The sequence below is a fragment of the Heyndrickxia coagulans DSM 1 = ATCC 7050 genome, assembly GCF_000290615.1.
Lineage (GTDB): Bacteria > Bacillota > Bacilli > Bacillales > Bacillaceae_C > Weizmannia > Weizmannia coagulans.
This window is the reverse complement of sequence record NZ_ALAS01000260.1, coordinates 1-383: the sequence shown is the minus strand read 5'-3', so window position 1 is coordinate 383 and position 383 is coordinate 1. Positions and strand designations below refer to the sequence as shown.

The following is a 383-nucleotide window of genomic DNA, read 5'->3' as shown; positions in this document are numbered from 1 at the left end:
CATTGAAGCGGTTTAAAAAAGTGTATGCCCATTTTGACCGGGTAGTGGTGGGGTCTGAAAAAATGAAGCATATTTTTATGAGGGCTTTCGGGCTTCCTCCTGAAAATTTTCTTTGCACAGGCATACCACGGACCGATCTTTTTTTTGACCAAAACAGGATCCGGGACATAAAGAAGAAGCTGTACAAACAGTATCCTGCCTTTCAAAAGAAAAAAGTGATCTTGTATGCCCCGACTTTCAGGGACCCGCATCCGGACCAGTTTGAAGTGCCGCTTGATTGGGGCCGGCTTTATGATGAACTGAAGGATGAGTATATTTTTGCGGTGAAATTTCATCCGGCTGTAAACAAAGGGGCAGGGCTGCTGCAGTATCCTGATTTTGTG

The 383-nt window shown here is 44.9% G+C and carries 1 protein-coding gene; it reads left to right on the top strand.

Features of this window, described 5'->3' with window-relative positions:
* Positions 1–20 precede the first annotated feature (20 nt).
* The coding region (locus IC21_RS14225) for a CDP-glycerol glycerophosphotransferase family protein (protein WP_268869249.1) at positions 21–383 on the top strand (363 nt) is incomplete at its 3' end.